General features: G+C 65.8%; 19 protein-coding genes and 1 pseudogene. 5 read left to right on the top strand and 15 right to left on the bottom strand.

What is annotated here, in order from left to right; genetic code table 11:
* From B2V90_RS04010 to B2V90_RS03990, 5 genes and pseudogenes are all read right to left on the bottom strand, one after another.
* Nucleotides 1-172: pseudogene (locus B2V90_RS04010) on the bottom strand (exopolysaccharide biosynthesis protein); the annotation flags it as partial.
* A 14-nt stretch (nucleotides 173-186) separates the two neighbouring features.
* Nucleotides 187-1,707, bottom strand: a complete 1,521-nt coding sequence (locus B2V90_RS04005; RefSeq protein WP_228222903.1) for an XrtA system polysaccharide chain length determinant — start codon at nucleotides 1,705-1,707, stop codon at nucleotides 187-189.
* Nucleotides 1,708-1,709: 2 nt separating this feature from the next.
* Nucleotides 1,710-2,354 carry an XrtA/PEP-CTERM system exopolysaccharide export protein gene (locus B2V90_RS04000; protein WP_009822095.1) on the bottom strand — a complete coding sequence of 215 codons (645 nt, stop codon included), beginning with the start codon at nucleotides 2,352-2,354 and terminating at the stop codon, nucleotides 1,710-1,712.
* A gap of 130 nt (nucleotides 2,355-2,484) precedes the next feature.
* Nucleotides 2,485-3,717: a pyridoxal-dependent decarboxylase, exosortase A system-associated gene (locus B2V90_RS03995; protein WP_228222902.1), complete on the bottom strand. Its 1,233-nt coding sequence runs from the start codon at nucleotides 3,715-3,717 to the stop codon at nucleotides 2,485-2,487.
* Nucleotides 3,714-5,231: an acyl-CoA ligase (AMP-forming), exosortase A system-associated gene (locus tag B2V90_RS03990; RefSeq protein WP_228222930.1), complete on the bottom strand. Its 1,518-nt coding sequence runs from the start codon at nucleotides 5,229-5,231 to the stop codon at nucleotides 3,714-3,716. The genes B2V90_RS03995 and B2V90_RS03990 overlap by 4 nt, the downstream gene beginning before the upstream one ends.
* A 77-nt stretch (nucleotides 5,232-5,308) precedes the next feature.
* Between B2V90_RS03990 and B2V90_RS03985 the strand changes: the two genes are divergently transcribed.
* Both B2V90_RS03985 and B2V90_RS03980 read left to right on the top strand, forming a co-directional pair.
* A complete protein-coding gene (locus B2V90_RS03985; RefSeq protein ID WP_228222901.1) occupies nucleotides 5,309-6,319 on the top strand; it encodes a GNAT family N-acetyltransferase in 1,011 nt (336 codons plus the stop codon).
* Nucleotides 6,320-6,347: 28 nt separating this feature from the next.
* Nucleotides 6,348-6,635 carry an acyl carrier protein gene (locus tag B2V90_RS03980; protein WP_009822099.1) on the top strand — a complete coding sequence of 96 codons (288 nt, stop codon included), beginning with the start codon at nucleotides 6,348-6,350 and terminating at the stop codon, nucleotides 6,633-6,635.
* A 22-nt stretch (nucleotides 6,636-6,657) separates the two neighbouring features.
* Here the strand turns inward: B2V90_RS03980 and trxB are convergent, their stop codons facing one another.
* The 9 genes from trxB to B2V90_RS03935 form a co-directional block, all read right to left on the bottom strand.
* On the bottom strand, nucleotides 6,658-7,620 hold the full coding sequence (gene trxB, locus B2V90_RS03975) for a thioredoxin-disulfide reductase (protein ID WP_037542352.1): 963 nt from the start codon (nucleotides 7,618-7,620) through the stop codon (nucleotides 6,658-6,660).
* Nucleotides 7,621-7,799: 179 nt separating this feature from the next.
* A complete protein-coding gene (locus B2V90_RS03970) occupies nucleotides 7,800-8,414 on the bottom strand; it encodes a F0F1 ATP synthase subunit B (RefSeq protein ID WP_228222900.1) in 615 nt (204 codons plus the stop codon).
* On the bottom strand, nucleotides 8,407-8,901 hold the full coding sequence (locus tag B2V90_RS03965) for an ATPase (RefSeq protein ID WP_228222899.1): 495 nt from the start codon (nucleotides 8,899-8,901) through the stop codon (nucleotides 8,407-8,409). Before B2V90_RS03965 ends, B2V90_RS03970 begins: the two co-directional genes overlap by 8 nt.
* Nucleotides 8,902-8,990: 89 nt before the next feature.
* Nucleotides 8,991-9,218, bottom strand: coding sequence for a F0F1 ATP synthase subunit C (locus tag B2V90_RS03960; protein WP_004207392.1), 228 nt, complete (start codon nucleotides 9,216-9,218; stop codon nucleotides 8,991-8,993).
* A gap of 53 nt (nucleotides 9,219-9,271) precedes the next feature.
* On the bottom strand, nucleotides 9,272-10,057 hold the full coding sequence (locus B2V90_RS03955; protein WP_009822103.1) for a F0F1 ATP synthase subunit A: 786 nt from the start codon (nucleotides 10,055-10,057) through the stop codon (nucleotides 9,272-9,274).
* A 47-nt stretch (nucleotides 10,058-10,104) separates the two neighbouring features.
* Nucleotides 10,105-10,428 (bottom strand): AtpZ/AtpI family protein, encoded by a 324-nt coding sequence (locus B2V90_RS03950; protein ID WP_037542806.1) that lies wholly within the window; start codon nucleotides 10,426-10,428, stop codon nucleotides 10,105-10,107.
* 162 nt (nucleotides 10,429-10,590) lie between these two features.
* Nucleotides 10,591-10,995, bottom strand: coding sequence for a YdbL family protein (locus tag B2V90_RS03945; protein ID WP_228222898.1), 405 nt, complete (start codon nucleotides 10,993-10,995; stop codon nucleotides 10,591-10,593).
* Nucleotides 10,992-11,180: a YnbE family lipoprotein gene (locus B2V90_RS03940; protein ID WP_009822106.1), complete on the bottom strand. Its 189-nt coding sequence runs from the start codon at nucleotides 11,178-11,180 to the stop codon at nucleotides 10,992-10,994. The genes B2V90_RS03945 and B2V90_RS03940 overlap by 4 nt, the downstream gene beginning before the upstream one ends.
* A complete protein-coding gene (locus tag B2V90_RS03935) occupies nucleotides 11,180-14,401 on the bottom strand; it encodes an intermembrane phospholipid transport protein YdbH family protein (protein WP_228222897.1) in 3,222 nt (1,073 codons plus the stop codon). The genes B2V90_RS03940 and B2V90_RS03935 overlap by 1 nt, the downstream gene beginning before the upstream one ends.
* A gap of 136 nt (nucleotides 14,402-14,537) precedes the next feature.
* Between B2V90_RS03935 and radC the strand changes: the two genes are divergently transcribed.
* Entirely contained in the window at nucleotides 14,538-15,233 is a 696-nt protein-coding gene (gene radC / locus B2V90_RS03930) for a RadC family protein (protein ID WP_009822109.1), read from the top strand.
* Between the two features lie 15 nt (nucleotides 15,234-15,248).
* Here the strand turns inward: radC and B2V90_RS03925 are convergent, their stop codons facing one another.
* Nucleotides 15,249-16,253, bottom strand: coding sequence for an NAD(P)H-quinone oxidoreductase (locus tag B2V90_RS03925; protein WP_228222896.1), 1,005 nt, complete (start codon nucleotides 16,251-16,253; stop codon nucleotides 15,249-15,251).
* Nucleotides 16,254-16,358: 105 nt separating this feature from the next.
* Here B2V90_RS03925 and B2V90_RS03920 point away from each other — a divergent pair, with 105 nt between their 5' ends.
* Both B2V90_RS03920 and B2V90_RS03915 read left to right on the top strand, forming a co-directional pair.
* Nucleotides 16,359-16,556, top strand: a complete 198-nt coding sequence (locus B2V90_RS03920) for a DUF1192 domain-containing protein (protein ID WP_083784868.1) — start codon at nucleotides 16,359-16,361, stop codon at nucleotides 16,554-16,556.
* Nucleotides 16,557-16,712: 156 nt separating this feature from the next.
* Nucleotides 16,713-17,775 (top strand): AAA family ATPase (locus tag B2V90_RS03915; RefSeq protein WP_293919709.1); only part of this gene is annotated, 1,063 nt, incomplete at its 3' end.

Raw genomic sequence — 17,775 nt, 5'->3', positions numbered from 1 at the left:
CATCGGGCGCGCCCGGCGCAACCGGCACGTCGACGGGCGGCGGCAGCGGCGCATCGGCCGGCACATCGACCGCCGGGGCAGCGCGCCCCTTCAGGGCAGCGGAGAAGTCGTAGATCTGGGTCGCGCGCTCTATCAGCGATCCGCGGCCCTTGATGGAGCTATGCTGGTTCATGGGATCGCGCTCCTTCACGCCATGCCGCGCTGGACAAATTCGACCGCGATCAGCAGCAGGCAGACGCCCGCCAGCCCTCCGCTCGCGGCGGCAAACCATTTCATGCGCTGTTTCTCAACCGCTTGCTGGGCGGCGCTGCGCACCTGGCTGATCGAGCCGGCGACCGGCAGGCCGATCGCCCGCTCCAGCCGCGCGGCGGTGGAAAAGCTGCCCTTGAGCTGGCCGAGCGCAAAGGCGACGCCAATGCCGGCGGCGATGGCGAGCACGAGCACGCCCAGCAGCAGCAGCGGACGGTTGGGCGCGGTCGGCGCGGTCGGCGTGCTGGGCGGCTGGATCACGCGGAACTGCACCGCGCCGGTTTCGGTCTTCACCTCGCCGCGCAGGCGAATTTCCTCGCGGTCGGCAAGCAGCTTGTCATATTGGGTCTTGAGAACCTCATAGTCGCGGTCGAGCTTTTCCTGCTCCGACGCGATGCCCGGTTCATCGACCTGGCGTGACATCATCGCGTTGAGATCGGCCTGAAGCTGCGCCTTGCGCGCCTGGAGCGCCTGCACCGTGGCGGCGCGTTCGGCCTGCATCGACTTGATCGACAGATAGGCGGGATTGGGCGTGCCGCCGCCGCTCGCGCTACCGCCGCCGCCGCTCTTGCGCAGCGCCTCGACCTCGCGCTGGGCCGCGATGACATCGGGGTGGTTGTTGGTCCAGCCGCGCGCCTTCATCGACGCGAGATTGGCCTGCGCCTGCGCCAGTGCCGACGGTCCGCCCGAAGCGCCCACGCCCGGCAGCGTCTGCGGCGTGCCGGCCAATTGGCCGTTCATCGCCGACAGCGCGCTTTGCGCCTGCACCAGTTGCGAGTCGATATTATTGATCTCCATCCGCGCGGCGTCCATGCGCTGGCTGATGGAGCCCGCGCCCGGCAGCAGCCCGGCATAACGCTGGGCGAATTCGATGCGACGCTGGTCGGCGGCTTCCAGCTGCTTGGCGCGACCGGCGATCTGCTGGTCAAGAAACGCCAGGCTCTGCTTGGTTTCGCGGCGGTCGCCCGACAGATTTTCCTCCTGGAAAATGTCGATCAGCTTTTGCACGACCTGCTGCGCGATGCGCGCATTGGCCCCGTCCGACAGACTCGAATCGGCCGAAATCGCGCTGATGTCGATCATGCTGGGATCGGCCTGCGCCATTACGCTGATGTTTTCGCGCAGCGTCGTGATCTTGGCGGCGATGTCGCGCGGGCCGGACACGGACTGCGACAGGTCGGTACCGCGCACGACCTTTTCCAGATTTTCCGCGCTTGCCAGCGTGCTGCGCAGCCGGTCGAGATCCTGCTGCGACTGGACCTGGGTGATGCCCATGCGGTCTTCCAGCAGCGACTGAGTGTTTACATAGACCCGCGCCTTGGACTGGTAGCTGTTGGGGATGAGCGCGACGCCCAGCCAGCCAAGCATGGCGACGCCCCAGGCGACCGCCAGCGCCACCCAGCGCCGGTTCCATATGCCGTGCAGCAGCACGAGCAGTTCATCGTAAAGGCCCGCCATGGTCAGAACATGCTTTCAGGGATGATGATGACGTCGCCGGGGGCCAGCATGACATTGGCCTTGGTGTCGCCACGCTTGAGCAGGTCGTTGAGGCGGACCTGATATTCCTTCTGCTTGCCGGTTTCCTTGTCGAAGCGGACCAGGCGCGCGCGGTTGCCCGCGGCAAATTCGCTGAGGCCCCCGACCGCGATCATCGCATCGAGCAGCGTCATGTTGGCGCGATAGGGGATGGAGGCCGGCTTTTCCGTCGCCCCCACGATCCGCACCTGCTGGCTGAACGTGCCGCTGAAATTATTGACGATCACGGACACCAGCGGATTTTCGATATATTGCGAAAGCGCCAGCTTGATGTCGTCGGCCAGCATCTTAGGCGTCTTGCCCACGGCCGGCATGTCGGTGATGAGCGGCGTGGTGATCCGCCCGTCGGGCCGGACCTGCACCTTTGCGCCCAGTTCCGGGTTGCGCCAGACGAAGATGGTGAGGTCATCGAGCGGGCCGATGACATATTCCTCGCCCGGCCCCTCCTGCGTGGACACGAAGGATGCCGGCGGCAGTTGCGGCCCGGACGGCGCGGAGGCGCAGCCCGACAAGGCGACGGCGGGCAGCGACACCCCCATCAGGAACTTGGAAACCGACACGAAACGCATATTCTCACCCCTTGCCGTGCCCCGGTGCGCCCCGCCACCAAGGAGTGACAGCGGCAGGAACGCACGGGCTTTGGGCAATGTCATGCCGGTAAAGGGTAAAGATAGCGTTAGGAGTCAAGTCATTCGACTATCACCCAAGTAAAAGCTCCCGTGCGGGTGGATGTCCCAAAAAGGCCATCGGGCTCGCGGATGCTCCATAGGCGCCGGCCAGAAATATCGCGATCAGGTCGCCTTCGCTGATTTGCGGCAACGCAACCTTTTCGCCCAGCCGGTCGATGGGCGTGCACAGACAGCCCACAATCGTCACGGGATCAAGGGCCGGTGCGGCATCGAAACGACTCGCGAGCGCGATCGGATAGTTGCGGCGGATGACCGTGCCGAAATTGCCGCTGGCGGCGAGCTGATGATGCAATCCGCCATCGACGACGACGAAGCGCTCGCCCTGGCTGTCTTTCACATCGACCACGCGGGTGAGGTAAACGCCCGCTTCCCCTACCAGCCAGCGCCCCAATTCCAGCGCGAATCGGCTGCCGGCCAGGATAGGCGGCCGCGACTCCAGAGCCCGGCCGAGCGCTACGCCGACCGGGCGAATGTCGAGCGGGGTGTCGCCGGGGAAATAGGCAAGGCCAAAACCGCCGCCCAGATTGACGAGCGGCGGCGTCGCGCCGGCCTCCTGCGACAATCGCGCCGCCAGAGCGATGGTGGCGGCCTGCGTATCGATGATCGCCTGTGCGTCCAGATTCTGGCTGCCCGCGAAAATATGCCAGCCGCGCCAATCCGCGCCCGCGTCAATGATCCAGCGCGCCAGCGCCGCCGCGCGGTCGGCGTCGACGCCGAAGGGCTTGGCCCCGCCGCCCATGCGCATGCCTGATCCTTTAAGGTCGAAATCGGGATTGACCCTTATGGCAAGACGGGGTTGCTTGCCGATGGCCTCGCCCGCCACGATCGCGCGGCGCGCTTCGCCTTCGGACTCCAGATTGATAGTGACGCCGGCGAAAATGGCGGCGGTCAGTTCATCCGTGCGCTTGCCCGGCCCGGCGAAGCTGATGCGATCAGGCGCCATGCCCGCTTCCAGCGCCATGTCCAATTCGCCACCCGACGCGATGTCGAAGCCGTCCACCTGCACCGCCATGCGGCTCAACAGCGGGGCGAAGGGATTGGCCTTGATCGCATAATGGAGGTCGATCCCGGCCGGCATGGCGTCGCGAAAGCGCTGCACCTTCGCCTCCACCAGCGCCATGTCATAAACGAACAGCGGCGTGTCGCCCGCTTCATCGACCAGGCTTTCCGCACCACAGCCGCCGATCAGCAACATGCCGTCTTCGCATCCGAACCCGGACGGAATGGGTCCCATCGACTTCATGCGCCCTGCTCCCGCGCCAGCGCCACCCGGTCGATCTTGCCATTGGGGTTGCGGGGAAACTGATCCAGCATGACGATGTCCCTGGGCTGCATGAAATTGGGAAGCTCGCTTTTGAGGTGCGCGGCGACGGCGCCGGGTATATCATCCCCCTGCCCCCGCAGCAGCAACCGCACCGCCTGCCCCAGCCGGTCGTCCGCCATGCCCAGCGCCACGGCTTCGGCGACGCCGGGTACCGCGACGGCGGCCTCCTCGATCTCGGTCGGGCTGATGCGGTTGCCGGCGGACTTGATCATCGCATCGTCGCGTCCGACGAAATAGAGCAGGCCTTGGCCGTCCCGCCGCACCGTATCGCCCGACCACACCGCCATGCCGCCATAGCGGGATGCGGACGGCGCGGGCCGGAATCGTTCAGCGGTGCGCGGGGCGTCTTTCCAATAGCCCTGCGCCACCAATGGCCCGCAATGGACCAGTTCGCCCGGCTCCTCATCGTCGGTGATACTGCCATCGGGGCGAACGACCAGAATTTCGGCAAAGGGGATCGCGCGGCCCATCGAATCGGGATGGCTCTCGACCAGCGCCGGCGGCAGATAGGTGGAACGGAATGCTTCGGTCAGGCCATACATGGGGTAGAGATCGGCTTGCGGGAACAGCGCCCGCAACCGCGCCACCAGCGGCCGCGTCAGTGCCCCGCCGCTGTTGGTCAGCCGTTTGAGCTTGGCCGCCACGTCCGCAGGCCAGTCCAGTTCCGTCAGTTGCACCCAGAGCGGCGGCACGCCCGCCAGCGTCGTGATGTCGCGGCGATCCACCAGCTTCACCACATCGCGCGGCGTCAGATAGTCGAGCGGATAGACGCATCCGCCCGCATACCAGGTCGAAAACAGCTGGTTCTGGCCATAGTCGAAGCTGAAGGGCAAGACGCAGGCGGTGCGATCATCGGGCGAAAGGCGCAGATAGTCGGCGACCGCGACCGCGCCCAGCCACAAATTGGCGTGGGTCAGCATCACGCCCTTGGGGCGGCCGGTCGATCCGCTGGTGTAGAGGATCGCCGCCAGCGCGCCTGGATCGCCCCGCGACGGGCCGATGCCATCCCCGCCGCTCATAGCGCAGGCGGCATCATCCTCACGGTGGACCTGGCACCCGGCCGGCACGTCACCGGGTTGCAGGCTCTCGACCCGCGCGCCCGTGCCGATCAGCATGGCGGCGCCGCTGTCTGCCAGGATATGCGCGACCTGACCATGTTTGAGCAGCGGATTGACCGGCACATGGACCAGCCCCGCGCGCGGCGCGGCGAGCGGCATCAGCGCCGCCACCGGCCCCTTTGCCATCCAGCTTGCCACCCGCGCGCCCGGCTCCAGCCTGAAGCCCGCAAGCCATCCCGCCAGCCGCCCCAGCGTCTGTTCCAGTTCAGCATAGCTATAGCGGCCCGACCGGCCGTCGAGCGCCGGCGCGGCAGGATCGGCCCGCAACAGCAGATGGTCGATCGGCAGGACCGCCACGCCATCGATCAGGGACATGCTTTCAGCCACGGATGCTTAACGCCATGTGCAGAATTTTCTCCTAAAGCTGCGCTGGTTGGGGCGGAGATAGTCGGTTGCAGTCGCCAAGGGAATATCACAGCTTCGCCGATGTGCGACGCGCGCTCGGGCACAGGCCTGGCGCGCTGGACGACGTGCGCCTGTTCGACCGGCTCGACTGGATGGAATCGCTTCATCGACACTGTTTCGCCGATGTGCCGCTTCGCGTCATTCATGCAACGCAGGGACAAAGCGACGCCTGGCTGTTCCTGCTGGCGCCGACGCGCGGACGGCTTGAGGCATTGGCCAACTATTACAGCTTCGCCTTTGCCCCTGTTGTTACAGGTGCACCGGACCCGGCGGCACGGCGCGCGATGCTGCAAGCCATGGGTCGCCACCTGCGCTCCAGCAGCGCGCGGATGAGCTTCTACCCCCTGGAAGACTGCGCCGAATTGCGTTGGGCGCTAGGCCGGGCGGGATGGTGGACCGTGCGCCGGACCATGGGCGGCCGCCATCTTCTCTCGCTCGATGGGCGGGATTTCGCGACCTACTGGCGCGCGCGGCCGGGCCGGCTACGCAACCTGGTCCGGCGCAAGGGCCGGGGCGATCCCTTCACGCTCACGATCCATGACCGGATGACGCCGGATCTGTGGGACGATTATGTCGCGGTGCAGGCGCGCAGCTGGAAATCGGTCGAGCCCGAAGGCGGCCTCGATTTCCTGCGCGATCTGGCCGAGCGGGAAAGCGCGGCCGGCACGCTGCGACTGGGGTTCGCGCGACAAGGCGGCCAGGCGGTCGCCACGCAGCTCTGGACGATCGATCGCGGCGTCGCGCTCATCCACAAGCTGGCGCATGACAAGGCGTTCGATACCCGGTCGCCCGGCACCCTGCTCAGCCATGCCATGTTCCGCCATGCGATCGACCAGGATCGCGTGACGATGATCGATTATGGGACGGGCGACAATGGCTACAAGACCGATTGGATGGAACGGCGCATCCCGCTCACCCGTGTCGATGCCTTTAACCCGCGCGCCGTCAACCAGTGGCCGGCCGCGGTACGGGCAATGATTTCCGCGCTTGTCGGCTAGGACGCGAAACTATAGTTAGGCGCGCATTATGCACGCCGCCCATCCTCAGCCGTCCGACCAGTCGATCCCTGTCGAAACCCAGATGCGGGCGCTGCTGCGCGACGCGCTTGGCCTGTCGCAGGACCGGGTCGATGCGTTTCATGCCGACACGCCTCTGTTCGGCGCATTGCCCGAACTCGATTCCATGGCGGTCGCAGGCTTGCTGACAGAGATGGAGGATCGCTTCGCCATCCTCATCGAGGATGAGGATATCGACGGCGATACGTTCGAGACTTTCGGGTCGCTCGTCGCCTTTGCGCGGGCCAAGGTCGGCTGACCCTGGCCCCTGCGCGCCGGACTTACGCGTCCACCAGTTCCTCGAAATCCTGCTCCGCCAGGAATTTCTCGACATCCAGCGCCGCCATGCAGCCCATGCCCGCCGCCGTCACCGCCTGGCGATAAATCTTGTCGGTCACGTCGCCCGCCGCGAAGACGCCGGGAATGGCGGTGTGGGTCGTGCCCTTTTCCACCAGGATATAGCCCTCATCCAGCGGCAGGCTGTCGGCGAACAATTCAGTCGCGGGATGATGGCCGATCGCGACGAAGCCGCCATCGGTCGCCTCATGGCTCTTCTCGCCCGTCACCGTGTCAATGAGGTCGACGCCGACCAGCCCTTCGGGCGTGCCGCCACCCACGAAGCGTTCCACCGCCTTGTTCCACAGGATCTTTATATTGGGATGGGCCTTGAGCCGCTCCTGCAAAATTTTCTCCGCGCGCAGCGAATCGCGGCGGTGGATCAATGTGACGTCATGGCTGTGGTTGGTGAGATACAGCGCTTCCTCGACCGCGGTGTTTCCGCCACCGATCACCACGACCTTCTTGCCGCGATAGAAGAAACCATCGCAGGTGGCGCAGGCCGACACGCCCTTGCCCTGAAGATGCTCCTCGCCCTCGACGCCCAGCCACTTGGCCTGCGCGCCGGTGCAGATGACCAGCGTATCGGCGACATAGAGCGTGCCGCTGTCGCCGCGCAGCCGAAACGGGCGCTCGGACAGGTCGACATCGACAATTTGGTCATACATCATCTGCGCGCCGACATGCTCGGCCTGCGCCTGCATCTGCTCCATCAGCCACGGCCCCTGGATGACGTCGCGGAAACCGGGATAATTTTCGACATCGGTGGTGATGGTCAGCTGACCGCCCGGCTGCATCCCCTGCACCACGATCGGCGCAAGGCCCGCGCGCGCGCCATAAATGGCGGCGGACAAGCCGGCGGGACCGGACCCCAGGATCAACATGCGGGTGCTGTGCGTGGCGGACATAAAAAGCCTTCAATCTGCGATTCGGATCAGGGAGGAGAGATAGGCAGCCCGGCGGTCTGCGCCAAGCGAAGGATTTGCTTGGGGCCGATGAAGCTGGTCTGCGGATGGGTCGTCGCCGCCAACGGAAAAGGGCCGGCGCGATCCGCACCAGCCCCTTTTCTCCCGTCGGGAAGGCGCGTTCAGTTGATCGTACCGAGCTTCCCGATCGCGCTGTCGACCAGCGCCTTGTCGGACGGGGCATCATGGCCCTGCGCGATCAAGGTGGCGGCGGCGCTGGTGGCCGCGTTCACCGCCTTGGCGCGGATCGCGGCGATCGCGGCGCGTTCGGCAGCGCCGATCTTGTCCTCGGCCATTTTCTGGCGGCGCACGACCAGTTCCTCGGCATGGGTGCGGGCGTCGTCGACCAGCACTTCGGCCTCATGCTCGGCGGCCTTGCGCATGGCGTCAGCCTCCCCGGCGGCAGCGGCCAGCTTGGCTTCATATTCGCCCTTGAGCGCCTCGGCCTCGGCGCGCAGGCGCGATGCTTCGGCCAGTTGTTCCTTGATCTGTGCGATCCGGCCATCGAGCGCGCCGCCGATCAGGGCGGGCACCTTCTTGACCAGCAGGATGAGGATGAACACCGCCATGGCGAGGCTCACCCAGGCGGTTGCGTCCATGCCCACCGCCTTGGGGTCGGTATGCGGGGCAACGCCTTCATGCGCGACGGTGCCGACTGGCTCCAGCCCTTCGGCGTGGATCGCCTCGCCCAGCGAAGGGGCGGTCGCTTCGTGATGCTGTGCTGCTGCCTCAGCCATGGGCCAGTGCCGCCTTTACTGCGTTGCGGGCCGCTTCGTCCGATGCGTTCACGCCGGAAATGCGCGCCACCATGTCGCGCGCCGCATCGGCGGCGACGGTTTCGATTTCTGCCATGGCCGCGTTGCTCGCGGCCTGGATACGGGCTTCGGCCGCGGCGATCATCGCCGCGACATCCGCGTCCGCCACGGCGATGCGGGCTTCCGACGCCTTGGCGGCGTCCGACTTCGCCTTGGCCAGCAGCGCCTGAGCCGCGGTGCGGCTTTGCGCGTCGCGGACCTTGTAATCGGCCTCGGCCTCATCGGCACGGGCGAAGGCCGCCTTGGCCGCGTCCAGATCCCCGCTGATCTTCGCGTCGCGTGCGTCTGCCGTGCCCTGGACCTTTGGCACCATGCCAAGGCCAATGACGAAGAAGACGAAGCCGAACGTCAACAGCAGCCAGAATATCTGGCTGGAATAGGTTTCGGCGATTTGCGCGATTTGAGGCATATTACGGGTCCGTCCGGTCAGAGGGCGGTCAAAATCAGGGAAGCGGGCGAGCGCGACATGATGGCCGCCCCGCCCGCCTCAAATGCGTGTCAGGCCACGAACACCAGGATCATGGCGATAACGAACGCCAGCAGACCCAGAAGTTCCGCCGCGGCGAAACCGATGAACAGGCGGCCCTGCTGGCCGTCGGCGGCACCCGGATTGCGCAGCGCGCCTTCCAGGAAGCTGCTGAAGACATTGCCCACACCGAGGGCGGCAATGCCCGCACCGATCGCGGCCAGGCCAGCACCGAGCAGCTTTGCGGCTTCTGCGTCCATGTCGTAAACTCCCTTGTTAAACAGTCAAAAACGTTAAAGAAATTGGCGAAATATCAGTGCAGGTTCTCGGCATCGTTAAGATAGACCGAGGTCAGCAGCGCGAACACATAGGCCTGGATCACCGCAACCAGCACTTCCAGCGCACTGATGCCGATCATCAGGATGAAGCTGGCCGAACCCACGGTAAAGCCAAGCAGCGGAGACGCATTTGCGCTGTTGATGACGAAGCCGGCAAGCACCTTGAGCAGCACGTGGCCCGCAGTCATCGCGACGAACAATCGCAGGCCGAGGCTGAACGGGCGCACCATGAAGGACACGAGCTCGATGAAGAAGAGCGGCACCACCATCAGCGCGGGCGTGCCATGCGGCACGAACAGCGAGAAGAAATGCAGGCCATGCTTGGCGAAGCCCACGATCAGCACGATCGAGAAGCTCATGATCGCCAGCACGCCCGTGGCGGTGAAATGGCTGGTGAAGGTGAAGGGGTGCAGCCCGAACAGGCCGAGCGGCAACAGACCCAGCAGGTTCGCCAGCAGGATGAACATGAAGAGCGAAAAGACGTAGGGAATATATTTGCGGCCCTTGTCGCCGATATTGGCGATCAGCAGGTTCTTGATGAAGCCGGTCATATATTCGACCGCCATCTGCCAGCGGCCGGGCACCAGTTCGCGCTTCATGCCGCCGATCACGAAGATCCACAGCACGAGCGCCGCGAGCACCATGTAGAGCGCGCTGTTGGTAAAGGCGATGTTGAAGCCGCCAAGGGACAGATGATCCGTACCGAACAAGGGTTCGATAGCAAATTGATGCATCGGATCGATTTTGCCGGATTCTGCCACGTTGACCCCTGTAACGTTCACGTCTTCGGACTAAGATAAAAGCGCCCCTATTGGTCGGGACGCTTTACCGTCGTCAATCTGATGATGTTCCTGAACGCCGCCACGATCCCGAGACCGAGGAATACGAGCAGGAGCCATGGGGATGTGTCAAACAGCCGGTCCAGAACCCAGCCGATCAACGCACCGCCGACAAGACCGCCGATCAGTTCAGCAAGAACCCGGTTGCCCAAGCGCGATCCATCGTCCGCCTGCTGCTCCTTGGCCCCCTGCCTGACCTTTTCGGCATGTTCGGCCCGGGCGATCCGCTCCTCCAGCGAAGCGATCCGCGCGTCCTCCCCTGCCGGGTCCTGTCCGGGTGTGTCCGCTGCCATGGCATCCTCCGCGATCCTGTATCGCGGCGGCATGGCGCTTGCGGCTGCACCCGTCAAGGCGCGGCCCGTTTAGAAAGGGGATTGCGGATAGTCAACCATGGTTGGCGCCAAGACTTTCCTTGCCGTACGAAGGGATGAGGAAAGTCCGCCAGTGGCGACTTTTCACCCCCCCGATGCGCAATAGGACGGCAGCGCGATCGCCCCCGAACCCTTGGTCTGCCATGCGCCACCGCCGATGCGATAGGCCTGGCCGCTCTTCAGGCGGGTCAGTGTCTGGCAAGCCGTCGCGGCGGCGGCATCCTGCACCGTCACGCCGCGCTTGCCGGCAAGGTCGGTATAAACCTGCCGCCGCTTGATGTTGATTGATTCGACTTCCTTGCGCACGGTCGGGCTGACCGATCCGGCTACACCCATATAGCCGTCGGCCTGTTCGCCCACCGCGCCCGACGACAGAGCCGCCGCCAGATCGGGCGATTGCGCCTGCGCGCCGCCGGCAAAGCCAAGTCCACCCGCCAGCGCCATCGCGGCGGCGGCCATCCATGCGGATTTCACCATCTTGCGTGTCATTGCGGGAACAACTCCGGATTATTCTGGATAAGGTCCTGCGCATCGCGTTGCAGCTTGACGACGACTTCCTGCTGCACCTTGACGTTCAGGTTGATTTCGATCGGCTTGTCCGGGGCCTTCACCTGAATGCACCCCCCCAGCGCCACACCGGCAAGGCCGGCCATCATGATGCTCTTTATCTTCATTACGGCTCCCCGTTTATCGTCTTGTCGCTGTCCAGAGGCTGAACCGCAAGGGGTTGCGCGCTCTCTTCCCGCATCTTTTCCTGCGCCTGCTTGGCGATTTCGCCTTGCACCAGGTCCGACGGATTGATGAAGGACTGCGCGGTGCCCAAAAGTCCCCGGAAGGGCGCGGCGATCTTCACGTTGAAGATGAAGGGCAAACCGATGAAATTGCGCGCCAGTCCGCCCGGCGCCGCGCCCAGCCGGTCGCGATTGACGCCGTTGAACACGACATTCGTCACCATCTCGCCGTCCAGCGCCCCATCCATCAGGATGGTGAGGCATTTATATTGCAGATTCTTGAGCGCGTCGAAGGCGACCTTGCCCATGACGCCGATATCCTCGTTCGACACCGGCCCGACATAGGATAGCGTGCCCCCGATCTTCGTGGGATCGCACGGGATGGTCGGCAACACGCCTTCGGGCATCAGCAGCGGCTCCATGCCTGCCTGCCGTGCCACCAGCACGCCGCCCGCCACGCGCCCGCCCCTGGAATTGAAGATTAGCGGCATGATGCCGTCGAATGTGCCGGTCGCCGACACATTGTCCAATTCCATCGCCTGGATGAAGGACCCTGCGTCCAGCCCGATCACCCGGAACGTCAAATAGCGATCGACGTCGGCGCTGAAATCCATCGTTGTCGGCAACAGCACCAGCTGCCCGCCGGAAAAGGGCCAGCCGCCCCCTTCGACCCGCACTTTCTGCCCCGCTTCCAGCCGGTAGCGCACGACGCCGTCGCGCACCTCGACACCCGGATTGACCGACTTTATCGTCACTTGCTGGCCTGGCGCCGTCACCAAGCCGATAAGGTCGGTGAAGCGAATTTCTCCGCTCAACCCTTCGACCGGGCCGAAGGCGGCGGCCAGACTGGCGTTGTCCGTGCGGAAGGTGCCGGTGCTCGTCACCTTGTCCCCGGTCCAGTCGATCCGCCCGTCACCCGTCACCCCGGCCCGCACATTGGCGACGACGCCCAGCGCCAGCGGCGTAAGCTCATCGGGTTGCAGCCCCGCATCGAACGTCAGGTCGGGCACCTTGAGGTCGGCATGGCCCGTGCCTCGGCCAAGGTCATGCGCAATGTCGACGGTGGCGACCCGCGCGCCCTTCCCCGGCGCGGTCAGCGTGCCGGTGGCGGCGATCCGCCCATCCTTGAGCGAAAGCGCGAAGTCGGGCACCGACAGCGGGTTGAACCGCGCCTGCGCCTGCGAATCGCGCACCGTCATCGCCGCGTTGAGGCTGAGCGTCCCGTCCGCAAAGCGCCACTCCCCCGCGCCCTGTTCGACGATCAGCGGCACGGCGCCGATCTGGCCGCCCGCCTCTCGAAGCGTGCCGGCAAAGCCAGTCTTGGTCATCGCGCCATCCATCGCCGCGGCGGTCAGGCGCACGGGCGCGTCCCCCTGCCCGATGGTCAGCGCCGGGCTGTCCAGCGCGAAGCCTGGCTTGCCCAGCAGCATGCGCGCATGATTTGCGGTCAGCCGCATCGGACTGTCACCGCTGCGTCCGGCCAGGTCGACCTCTTTCAGATCGACGCCGCCCGATACGCCTGCGGGGCCCACGGCGAGCATCGCTCCACCGACTGGGCACAACGTCTGGCGCGTCTGCCCCAGCGCGAAATTGCCATAGTGCGCCTCGACCAGCGACAGCGGCACGCAATCGGGATTGACCGAAACCGCGCCATTGGCAGCAACCCGGCCAGTGACTGGCAGGCTAAGGCCGCGCAGCCGTCCGTCCGGCAACGGGCCGTCCAGCCGCATCGCGGTCCGGAACCGGGTCGCACCGTCGGACTCGGCGGAAAAGCGCACCCGATCAAGCGCCAGCCGCGCATCGCCGGCGCTGTAGGGATCGACAAATAATTCGCCGCCAAAGCCGCCGCCCGGCCGCCGCGCCAGACGCAGCGCGGCACGGGGAAGACCGCCCCCGTCCGCCGTGATCGCGCCATCAAGCGCCCAGTCGATGCCCGCCGCCTTGCCTGGCCAGGCTATCGTCATCTGCCCGCCTTGCGCAATGGCGATACGCGCGCCGCTGCGCGCATCAAGGGCGGCGTCGGTGATCGCCAGACTGCCCACGCCCGCTTTCTGCACCAGCGCCAAAGTGGTGCTGATCCGATTGCCCGCGCCCGCACGCTCCACCGCGTCCGCCAGCTTCGCCGCCAGCGGCGCGACCGGCGTGCCCGCAGCCCCGCTGCGCAACCCAGCGAGCGGATCACGCCCCGGCAGGCGCAGATTGTCGCCGTTTAACTGGCCCTGAAAGCGGGTTTCCGGGCCGATCGCCCATTGCCCGGCCAGCGATGTGCGACCCAACGTCGCGCCGCGTCCGCCAAGGCCCGCCGCATCCAGGCGCATTCGGCCGGTCGTGCGCGCGGCGCTGCCGTCGAAATCGACCTGCGCCTTGGGCGACGCCAGCACCATGCCGCCGCCACGCAGCGCTCTGCCCGACAGATCGGCGCGCCCGGTCCAGCGATCCAGCGCCTGACCCAGCGTCAGGTCGATACGCGCGGCCGGTTGCGCCAGCGCCGCGCCCGCATCCGGGCAGGCCAGCGCATCGGCGGTGACAGGCCCGGCCACACGCGGCTTCCCGCCGTCCATCGCGATATCGAGCGACGCGCGCATCGTGGTGAGCGCGCATCCCGCCATGGCCGCACGGGGCATCGCCGCCGCCAGCCGCCCCCGGAAGCCCGACTGGAGATTGCCCGCGCCGTCCATCTCCATGCCGACCGGGCCGGCATCGGTATCCAGCGTCATGCGCGCATCGTTCAGAGCAACCTTGATGTCCGGCAGGCTGAACGGCGCCGTCGAATTGGGATCGCGGAACTGGTCCAGATCGCCGAGTTTCAGCACGCCGTCATGCAACGAGCCGCGCAGCCGCACGCCGCCCGCCCGCACCGCGGCCACCTGGGGCGTCAGGCCGGCAAAGGCGATGTCCACCTCCACCCAGCGCGCGGTCAGGTCGGGGCGGGCAGGATCGCCCAATATGATATTTTCGATCCGCTGCGTGCGCAGGCCGACATCGACCAGGTCATAGCGCGCCTGAACGCCCCGCCGGTTGAGCTCACGCGTAACGAAATTCTCGGCGATCGGCGCGCGCTGCGTCCACAGGCCGGCCAGCAGCAGCGCCAGCGACCCCGTACCCACGCCCAGCCAGCGCAGCCATGCCCGGCGAACCGCTTCTTCGCCGTCTTCTTCTTCCATGCCTATGGCCAACCCCGGCTTCGCTGCGACACTGATGATCCGTAACGGGATCATAACGTCCCGTCGCTCCTAAATATCCTTGCCCCGTGATTCCGCAACGCATAGCGTCGGGTCCACAGGTTCAGGGGACAGGAATTTGGCCGAACAGGATGCGAAAGCCGCGCATGACGGGGCCGGGCACCGCGCCCGCCTGCGGCAGAAACTGGCCGATGCTGGCGGCGAAGCGCTGCTGGATCATGAACTGATCGAATATCTGCTGGCGCTCGCCATCCCGCGCCGCGACACCAAGCCGTTGGCCAAGCTGCTGCTGCGGGAATTTGGCGGCATCGGCGGCCTGATGACCGCCGACTGGCAGGCGATCGCCCGCGTACCCGGCATGGGCGACACCAGTGTCGCCGCGATCAAGATCGTGCAGGCGACCGCGCTGCGGATGCTGCGCAACGAGGTGGCGGCCCGGCCCGTGCTCGCCAACTGGCAGGCCCTGCTCGACTATCTGCGCGCCGACATGGCCCATCTGGGGGTGGAGCGGGTGCGGGTGCTGCACCTCAACAGCCGCAACATGCTGATCCGCGACGATCATATGGGCGACGGGTCGATCGACCAGGCGGCGATCTACACCCGCGAAGTCATTCGCCGCGCCATCGACCTGGGGTCGGCGGCGCTGATCCTGGTGCACAATCATCCGTCCGGCGACCCATCGCCCAGCCGGCAGGATATCGACGTCACCCGGCAGATCATCGACGCGGGCAAGCGGCTTAACATCAGTGTCCACGACCATGTCATCATCGCGGGCCAGGGCCATGTCAGCCTGCGCGCCAAGGGCCTGCTCTAGCCCCCGCCGCGCGCGTCACATGGTCAGCACGATCTTCCCGAAATGGGCGCCCGAATCCATGCGCGCATGGGCCTTGGCCGCGTCCGCCATGTCGAACCGCTGGTCCATCGCCGGGCGCAGCCGCCCTTCCGCGACGAAGGGCCAGACCGTGCGGACCAGTTCGTCGGCGACCAGGCTCTTGAACCCCACCGATCGCGCGCGCAGCGTCGATGCGGTCAGCGTCAGGCGGCGCTGCATGATCTGCGGAATGAAGATTTCCGCCTTCGCCCCGCCCAGCACCGCGATTGACACATGGCGGCCGTCTTCCGCCAGGCAATCGAGATTGCGCGCCACATAATCGCCGCCGACCATGTCGAGCACTGCCTGGCACCCCTTGCCATCGGTGATCCGCTTCACCTCGGCGACGAAATCCTGTGTCTTGTAGTTCACCGCATGGGCAGCGCCCCATTCCAGCGCCTGCGCGCATTTGTCGTCGCTGCCGCAGGTGACGATGATGGTGACGTCGAACAGGCGGCACAGGCTGATCGCCATGGTGCCGATGCCGCTGGTGCCGCCATGCACCAGCACCGTGTCGCCTGGCGCTGCATAGGCGCGCTCGAACAAATTGGTCCACACCGTAAACAGCGTTTCGGGCAGCGCGGCGGCCTCCACCAGATCATAGCCCGGCGGAATCGGCAGGCATTGGCCCGCCGGCGCGACCGCATATTCGGCATAGCCCCCGCCCGCCAGCAACGCACAGACCTGCTGCCCGATCAACTGATCCGCGCCGCCGCCCGCCGCGACGATGGTCCCGGAAACCTCCAGCCCCGGAATGTCCGAAGCGCCCGGCGGCGGCGGATATTTGCCCTGCCGTTGCAGCACGTCGGGCCGGTTGACCCCGGCGGCCGCGACCCGGATCAGCACTTCGCCCTCGCCCGGCGTCGGCACCGGGCGGCGCTGCGCCACCAACGCCTCTGGCCCGCCGGGCGCGGCGATGCCGATCGCCGTCATCTCCGCCGGAATGGAATAACCGTCCGCCATCTTGCTGTCCCCCGCCTGTGGCTTGTGCCAGGCGCCCGCCTCAAATCGGCAGGCCGTTGCGGCGCCCTTATTGACAGACTGGCCCCAAGGGTCAACATTGCCGACATGGACTTGGATGACGATCTGCCGCGCAAGGGCGATGATCCGCTGGCCCGCCTGATCAAACAGGATCTGGGGCCATTGTCCATGAGCGAACTGGAAAACCGCATCGCCGCCCTGGAGGCGGAGATTGAACGAACCAGACGCCACAAGGATAGCGCCGTTAACCATAAGGCAAGTGCCGAGGCGCTATTCAAGCGATGAACCGACGCCCCGCCCCCAGCGCCCTTCAGGGCTTCTTCGGGCTTGGGCAGTCTGGCAATTCCGCTGATCGGGGGTCGCGCCTTGATCCAGCGTCGAGCAATGCCGACATGGGGTTCGATGACGCTCCCGTGACAGGGAGCATGGAGTAGAACAGACATGCCTTCTTTCGCAGCCGCCCTCGAAACAACCCTGCACAACGCGCTGACGCACGCGTCGGAACGCCGGCACGAATATGCGACGCTCGAGCATCTTCTGCTCGCGCTGATCGACGATGACCATGCTTCGAAGGTGATGCAGGCGTGCGGCGTGGAACTGGGCGAGCTGGGCGACGCCGTCACCCATTATCTCGACACCGAACTGGACAGCCTCAAGGTGGAAGGGTCGTCCGACCCCTCGCCCACCAGCGGTTTCCAGCGCGTCGTGCAGCGCGCCATCCTGCATGTCCAATCCTCCGGCAAGGATGAAGTGACCGGCGCCAATGTGCTGGTTGCGCTGTTTTCCGAGCGCGAATCCTATGCCGTCTATTTCCTGCAACAGCAGGATATGAGCCGTCTCGATGCCGTCAGCTTCATCAGCCACGGCGTCGGCAAGGGCACGCCCACGCCCGAGCGTCAGGAGACCAAGGGCACCGCCGAGGAGGAAAAGAAGGTGCAGGACGGCAAGGGCAAGAAGGACAGCGCGCTCGACCAGTTCACTGTCAACCTTAATGAGAAGGCGGACCGGGGCAAGGTCGACCCGCTGATCGGCCGGTCGGCCGAAGTGGACCGCACCGTGCAGATCCTCTGCCGCCGATCAAAGAACAACCCGCTCTATGTCGGCGATCCGGGCGTGGGCAAAACCGCGATCGCGGAGGGTCTGGCGCGCAAGATCATCGAAGGCGACGTGCCCGACGTGCTCAAGGAAGCGGTCATCTATTCGCTCGACATGGGCGCGCTGCTGGCCGGCACCCGCTATCGCGGCGATTTCGAGGAGCGGCTGAAGGCGGTCGTCACCGAACTGGAAAAAATGCCGCATGCGGTGCTCTTCATCGACGAGATTCACACCGTCATCGGCGCGGGCGCGACTAGCGGCGGCGCGATGGATGCGTCGAACCTGCTCAAACCCGCTTTGTCGGGCGGCACAATCCGCTGCATCGGATCGACCACCTACAAGGAATTCCGCAATCATTTCGAAAAGGACCGCGCGCTGCTGCGCCGGTTCCAGAAGATCGACGTCAACG

This window comes from Sphingobium sp. UBA5915, from assembly GCF_002431195.1.
GTDB classification, from domain to species: domain Bacteria; phylum Pseudomonadota; class Alphaproteobacteria; order Sphingomonadales; family Sphingomonadaceae; genus Sphingobium; species Sphingobium soli.
The sequence above is the reverse complement of the archived record's forward strand: the minus strand, read 5'-3'. Positions and strand labels throughout refer to the sequence as shown.

Bases quoted from the DNA above. Each gene is read 5' to 3' on its own strand.
- B2V90_RS03980 (WP_009822099.1), top strand. From the start codon at position 6,348: ATGCACGCCGCCCATCCTCAGCCGTCCGACCAGTCGATCCCTGTCGAA.
- B2V90_RS03990 (WP_228222930.1), bottom strand. From the start codon at position 5,231: ATGTCCCTGATCGATGGCGTGGCGGTCCTGCCGATCGACCATCTGCTG.
- B2V90_RS04000 (WP_009822095.1), bottom strand. From the start codon at position 2,354: ATGCGTTTCGTGTCGGTTTCCAAGTTCCTGATGGGGGTGTCGCTGCCC.
- B2V90_RS04005 (WP_228222903.1), bottom strand. From the start codon at position 1,707: ATGGCGGGCCTTTACGATGAACTGCTCGTGCTGCTGCACGGCATATGG.
- B2V90_RS03935 (WP_228222897.1), bottom strand. From the start codon at position 14,401: ATGGAAGAAGAAGACGGCGAAGAAGCGGTTCGCCGGGCATGGCTGCGC.
- B2V90_RS03950 (WP_037542806.1), bottom strand. From the start codon at position 10,428: ATGGCAGCGGACACACCCGGACAGGACCCGGCAGGGGAGGACGCGCGG.
- B2V90_RS03970 (WP_228222900.1), bottom strand. From the start codon at position 8,414: ATGGCTGAGGCAGCAGCACAGCATCACGAAGCGACCGCCCCTTCGCTG.
- B2V90_RS03920 (WP_083784868.1), top strand. From the start codon at position 16,359: ATGGACTTGGATGACGATCTGCCGCGCAAGGGCGATGATCCGCTGGCC.
- B2V90_RS03925 (WP_228222896.1), bottom strand. From the start codon at position 16,253: ATGGCGGACGGTTATTCCATTCCGGCGGAGATGACGGCGATCGGCATC.
- B2V90_RS03995 (WP_228222902.1), bottom strand. From the start codon at position 3,717: ATGAAGTCGATGGGACCCATTCCGTCCGGGTTCGGATGCGAAGACGGC.
- B2V90_RS03940 (WP_009822106.1), bottom strand. From the start codon at position 11,180: ATGAAGATAAAGAGCATCATGATGGCCGGCCTTGCCGGTGTGGCGCTG.
- B2V90_RS03945 (WP_228222898.1), bottom strand. From the start codon at position 10,995: ATGACACGCAAGATGGTGAAATCCGCATGGATGGCCGCCGCCGCGATG.
- B2V90_RS03960 (WP_004207392.1), bottom strand. From the start codon at position 9,218: ATGGACGCAGAAGCCGCAAAGCTGCTCGGTGCTGGCCTGGCCGCGATC.
- B2V90_RS03965 (WP_228222899.1), bottom strand. From the start codon at position 8,901: ATGCCTCAAATCGCGCAAATCGCCGAAACCTATTCCAGCCAGATATTC.
- trxB (WP_037542352.1), bottom strand. From the start codon at position 7,620: ATGTCCGCCACGCACAGCACCCGCATGTTGATCCTGGGGTCCGGTCCC.